This window comes from Mesorhizobium sp. M7A.F.Ca.US.002.01.1.1 (assembly GCF_004022955.1).
Classification (GTDB): Bacteria; Pseudomonadota; Alphaproteobacteria; order Rhizobiales; family Rhizobiaceae; genus Mesorhizobium; species Mesorhizobium ciceri.
The window spans coordinates 1-5,505 of the sequence record NZ_RZQE01000401.1; the positions used below are offsets into that span (position 1 = coordinate 1).

The following is a 5,505-nucleotide window of genomic DNA, read 5'->3' on the forward strand; positions in this document are numbered from 1 at the left end:
TGCCGATCTCGCGGCTCGACAGGCTCGCGCGCCTGCGGACCAAGAACTCAGAAACCTGACCGAAAGCAAGGTCGAACAAGGCATCGACAAGATTGCTGCGGACGCAAACATTTTCCGTGCCCAGATCGCCACTCTTGAGAGCCGGAAGGCCATTTTGGATGCGGTCATGGCCGACACCGCCAGCCGGCTTTCCGGGTTGCGGGTTCTCGAGCCGCAGGTCAGTTTGCTGACCCAGCGATACAACGAACTTCTTGGCCGGCAACAGGATTTGACGCGGCGTATCGGAGTTCCCTCGGCTGGAATTTCCATCCTATCGGCGGCATGGCCGCCGACCATCCCGCAGACCTTGCCCGCCATCTTCCTTGTTCCGCCCGGGATGATTGTGTTCGCTATACTGGGCGCGATTTTCGTCACGATGCGCAATCACTTCGATCGGACTTTTCGCGGTGAGACCGAGGCGGAAGCGGTGCTCAAGGTTCCATGTATGGGGCAGATTCCCGAAGCAGGCAGGGTGCATGCCAAACGACTGCGAACCCTTGTCCTGGGCGAGCGCAGCTCCGCCTATAGCCGCGCCGTGACGTCGTTGCTGATTGCTGCGGCGCCCAATGCGCTGAGGGCTCGTTCGTCGTACACGGCGCTTGTCACCTCCAGCGTCCCGGAGGATGGGGGGACCGAGCTCGCATGGAGTCTGGCGCTGGCCGGCACGCGGATGGGCGGCCGTGTTCTCTTGATCGATCTTGAACGCAAGGGCGTTCAACTCACGCTCGAGTTCCTGCATCAGTTCAGCGAGCGCAAGAGCCGCCATTCCTTCGCTGACTATGTCTGCAATCGCAGCAACCTGGAAAACGCCGTGGCCAGTCTGCATGAAATCGGCATCGACGTGATGACCGCTGCTCCGTCGGACGATCTGCTGGCGGTGTTGTCCTGCGAGGATGGGGGCAAAGTGATGGCGGATCTGCACTTGACCTATCGCATCGTCATCATAAACCTGCCGTCGGCGCTCGGGCGGCCGGAAGCCAAATTTCTGGCTGGATGGGCTGATGCGGTGCTTTTTGCCGTCCGATGGAGGAAAACGCCACGTACCCTCGCTCGCGGGGTGCTGGAACTCCTTCAGGGCAACGGTTCTCTTGCGGTACCCGTCGGCAGCGTCCTCACGCAAGTGAACTTGAAAAAACATGCTGGATATCGGCTCGAGGATAGCGCCGACCTCTTGCGCGAGCAGATAGCATGACCAAGCACAGGCTCGTCCTTGGGCCGCGGACGATCCGGGGGCGGTTCATCCAGGGAGCGGCCCGGACGATTCAGGGTGCAGCCTGTCCGCAGAGCGCGTCATTCAGGTGAATGATGGCAAGGTTCGGTGTGCATCGTAGGCTGCGGCAATCCCCGATATTTGCCTCCCTCGGAAGCGCGAACCGATGGCACTGAGCGACCTTCTGAGACCCAAGATGGTTCCCGCGGCCGACACAGCCATCATCGCTGTTCGGCCGAGCACGATCGGTTCGATCATTCGTGCAGCTGGTGAAGTGTCGGCGATGGCAATTGTCGGCCAACTCACCCTTCTTGCTGCGATTCCGGTCTTGGCGCGGCTCTATTCGCCTGCGGATTTCGGCATCTTTACGATTTATCTGTCGATTGTGAACATACTCGCCGGGGTCGCAGCATTGCGCTTCGAGGCGTCACTCTATGGGGTTAAGGGGAGCGCCCAGGCCTATGTGACGGTCAAGCTTATCCTTTTGGCTGTGTTCGTGACCACCGTCCTGGCCTTTTCGGCCGGACAGATGCTGTCGAACCTTGCTCCCAACCGCCTCGGCTCGCTTGCCTGGCTCATTCCGATCGGAATGGGAGGCGCAGGTCTGGTCGAAGCCATGAACTGCTGGAGCCTGCGTGCTGGGCTTTTGCGCGACTTTGCCCTTGGGCGGCTGATCCTGCCGGCGAGCATGGCTGCACTGCAATTGGTTTTCGGCATTGCCAACCTTGGCGGCGAAGCGATGATCCATGCCCATATTTTGAGCCAGTTCGTCTTTATCGGGTATATCGGTTATCGGGTGACGAGCTGGGAGGATTTGCGCGGCATCGCCCGGGCACCCTGGCGTGCGGTGTTCGAAAAGGCCCGGCGGGAATACAAATTTCCTCTGTTCGATATCCCCGCAACACTCGCGAGCATAGCGATCAACAATCTTCCGGCAGTTCTTGTCGGTGGGCTGTTCGGCACCGCATTTGCCGGATATTTGGGCGTGGCAACGCGCCTGGTTACCGGTCCAGTGACGCTGATCGCTTCACCGCTCAGCAATGTTTTTGTCGCCGAAGCAAACCAGAACAACAATCGTGGACACCTGCTTGGCGTGGCACGCGGGCTTCTCCTGCTGGCTGCCGGCTTTACCGCGGTGCCGATATTGCTGCTTGGACTCGCCGCGCCCTATGTGGTCGTTCCGCTCCTGGGCGAGCCTTGGATGCCCACCGCGGAAATCATGACCGCACTGGCGCTGATGGGCGCGGCACAAGCGTTGTCGACTCCGCTTAGCGACGTTCCCGCTCTGCTACGTCGGCAAGGAACAAGACTGGTCATCGACCTCGCACGAGCAGTTCTCGTGTTTGGCCCGTTGCTCGCCGGCGCCCAGGCGGGCTGGCAGCCAGTCACCGTCATCTATTTCATGGCCGCCGGCGGCGCGTCGGGTTTCGCTCTGAAAATGGCAGCATCGCTGTATTTGTTGACCCACGACCCTCAACCAGCAGGCGCTGCAACGTGCATCCAACATGAATGTCTCGAGGAAAAAACACCATGAATTCGTCGTCGGTTGACAATCTTCAAGCGGCAGTTGCGGTCACCCAGCATGACCGTGCCAATGTCTCATGGTCACGCCCTTTTATCTCTGTCGGGATACCAACCTTTCGCCGGCCCGATACGATCCGCAGGGCGATCGACAGCGTCCTGGGTCAGGATTACTCCGATTGGGAGTTGGTCGTGAGCGACGACGAGGGACCGGAGGGCGAGACCTGGGCTATCGTGACCGACTATGCACGAAGCGAACCTCGCATCCGCATCATCGAGAACAGCCGAGGTCGCGGTCAGGTGGAGAACACCAACAACGCTATGCTGGCTTGCTCTGGACGGTGGATCAAGTTGCTGCACGACGATGACTGGCTTGCGCCAGGTGCACTCAGGACATTCGCCGAAGTTGCCAAACAGCACCCGTCGGTCGCCTTCATGACGTCTGCCGCAAACATAATCGAGGACAAGCGAGTGAGATTTCGCCAAGTCCCCAAGGAGCAGGAAGCGATCTCCCTTTATTCCAGCCAGCAGTGCCTGATGGACCTCTATCTGGTGCGCGCGACACGCTGCCTGGGGATCATTCCATCCACATTGCTGATCAACAGCGACGTCATTCGTGCCGGCTGCTTGATGCGCACGCACAAAGAGATTCCGGCCGGAGTGGATCAACTGTTCTTCGTCGATCTAGCCAGCCATGGGGACATGGTGGCGATAAGCGATCCGCTTACCTTTTATGATGCAACGAGCCATCCAAGCATTACCACGTCAAAGAGTTTCCGCGAGGTCGACGAAGTGACTCTCGCCGTCAAGCAGCTTAACTGGAATCTCATCAAAGACCGCAACCATCTCCCGCCTCCCGAGACATTGCTGCGGGCGCTGCGGGTTGCTCGTATTCCCATGCGGTTCCACCAGCAGTCCTGGTTGACTACGTTCCTGGATGGGATTCAGATCTTCCGGCCTTCCGTCATGAAGGTGGCGGGCTGGCACGTGCTTAATCACGTGTTTGCAATCCGCCCAAGATTGGGCCGGGTGCGCACGCGACGGCGGTAAGGTGAGGCTGGCCGACAAGCACATCAGCGACAGATTGCGCGCACAAGCCTGTTGTGCGCGCGCATGGTAAAGGCGTTTGCCTCACGGCAAAACGCATATGCGCCCAAGAAGAGCTACCAGTTCCGCCTGTCGCCGTGTTTCGGTCTTGGCGAACAGCGACGCCAGCTGCGACCTTATCGTGGTCCGGCTCAAGCGCCGCTTGCGGGCTATTTCCAAAGGGGCATCGCCCTGCGCCAAGCGCAGTGCGAGCTGCGTTTCGGCACTCGTCAGACCAAACATTCTTTGCAGCGTCTGGGGATTTGGCCCGGACCTGTTTTCACGATCCAGCAGCGCCACGATGCTTGTCGCGTCAGGCGTTGCTATGCCCTTCTCGTTCAATATCAGGGGCCTGTCGCCCATACCTCGGATCACCACCCATGAAAGCGTGCCAGGAGAAAAATTGCCCGGCACGTTTGCGATCAGCCGTCTCAGCGCAGCAAATACCTTGCTGGCCGTATCGGCTGCCTCGCCTTCGCGCTCCAAGGTGTTTTGAGCGGCTGAATTCCACTCCATGACCTTCCTGTCGCTGTTCAGGATCAGGTAGCCACAACCGATGCGATCAAGCATTCTCACCACAGATGCAAGGCTGCTCTGCCGTGGCTCGACAGCAACGCTGTCGAACCGTTGCGGTGCTTGATGCCAAGCGGAAGCATGCTCACCTTGCGTTCTCAAGGCGGAGACAGGCTTTCCCCCGAAACTTCCATATTGGCGACCAAGAATTCCATCATCTTGCCTACCAACCAGTGCCATTTTCTTACCTCCCGCAAAACGGCAACGCCTCCCAGTCAAAAGGAGGTGCCTTAAACATGTCAGTCAGGTCGCTTGGAGAGTAGCGGTCCGATCCGCCCCCGACATCGGACAAAATGCGCGCTACAATCCCGGGGAACAATCCTGCGGTCGGACTAGTCTGTACGCTTTTCGGTCTAATCTCGACGGACTAGTCAGAAGGTTATAGTCTGGCACATGCGTTTGCATTCGCTCAGTTTGCATCCGAACAGCTCAGGCAAGTTGCTGACCCGCCTTGCCTCGATGTCGCTCCTGATAGCGACACTTGCAGTCGAGACAGCGCTGCCGACCTCTGTGGCATACGACATCGGCTTTTTTGAGTTTGTTCCCGCCATTATTGCCATCTCATATCTCGAAGATCGCATGATCGCTCTTGCGGCAACATTTGTGATGGTTGCCGTCGGCTTGTTGACGCGGGATGTCCTGCACCATCCAATCGATGTCGGCCTTTGGGTTCAAGCCATTCTGCTGCTGGTTGCAGGGGGGATGATCGCCCTGACTTTCCACCGGCAGAGGCAGGACTACCGCACCCTTTTGCAGGTTGCGGAGGCTAGACTCGCGGCCTTGGAAGCAACCGAAAACAGGTATCGCTGGGCATTCGAACGTGCCGCCATTGGCTTTGCCAACATGAATGAGAACGGAGAGTTGCAACGGTCCAACAAGCGTCTTTGTGAGATGACAGGGTATGTCGAGGAGGAGCTTTCAAGTCTGCCGCTCAGCGCACTCGTCCACCCCGACGACAACCACACCTTGGCGGAAGCGTTGACTCGCCTGAAAGACACGACTTCGTTCGGCTCGGAGATCCGTCTCCTGAGAAGAGACGGCACGATTTTGTGGACAAGATTGGCCCTGTCTTTGGC

The 5,505-nt window shown here is 58.7% G+C and carries 4 protein-coding genes and 1 pseudogene; 4 read left to right on the forward strand and 1 reads right to left on the reverse strand.

Translation table 11 applies throughout. The features are described from left to right. The 3 genes and pseudogenes from EN932_RS27820 to EN932_RS27830 all read left to right on the forward strand — a co-directional run. Positions 1–1,231: pseudogene (locus EN932_RS27820) on the forward strand (exopolysaccharide biosynthesis protein); the annotation flags it as partial. 184 nt (positions 1,232–1,415) lie between these two features. Continuing rightward, on the forward strand, positions 1,416–2,783 hold the full coding sequence (locus EN932_RS27825) for a lipopolysaccharide biosynthesis protein (RefSeq protein ID WP_013533110.1): 1,368 nt from the start codon (positions 1,416–1,418) through the stop codon (positions 2,781–2,783). Next, a complete protein-coding gene (locus EN932_RS27830) occupies positions 2,780–3,820 on the forward strand; it encodes a glycosyltransferase family 2 protein (protein WP_127366183.1) in 1,041 nt (346 codons plus the stop codon). The genes EN932_RS27825 and EN932_RS27830 overlap by 4 nt, the downstream gene beginning before the upstream one ends. Before the next feature lie 81 nt (positions 3,821–3,901). On the opposite strand, the gene EN932_RS27835 is transcribed toward EN932_RS27830, so the two are convergent. Beyond that, the gene (locus EN932_RS27835) at positions 3,902–4,609 is read right to left on the reverse strand and encodes a helix-turn-helix transcriptional regulator (RefSeq protein ID WP_013533112.1); all 708 of its coding nucleotides are present in this window, start codon (positions 4,607–4,609) and stop codon (positions 3,902–3,904) included. 213 nt (positions 4,610–4,822) lie between these two features. Between EN932_RS27835 and EN932_RS27840 the strand changes: the two genes are divergently transcribed. Then, positions 4,823–5,505, forward strand: a 683-nt coding sequence (locus EN932_RS27840; RefSeq protein ID WP_128369222.1) for a PAS domain S-box protein, incomplete at its 3' end; no start/stop codon positions are given.

What these genes read in the sequence shown, in the direction of transcription:
- EN932_RS27830 (WP_127366183.1), top strand. Translation starts at nt 2,780, where the DNA reads ATGAATTCGTCGTCGGTTGACAATCTTCAAGCGGCAGTTGCGGTCACC.
- EN932_RS27825 (WP_013533110.1), top strand. Translation starts at nt 1,416, where the DNA reads ATGGCACTGAGCGACCTTCTGAGACCCAAGATGGTTCCCGCGGCCGAC.
- EN932_RS27835 (WP_013533112.1), bottom strand. Translation starts at nt 4,609, where the DNA reads ATGGCACTGGTTGGTAGGCAAGATGATGGAATTCTTGGTCGCCAATAT.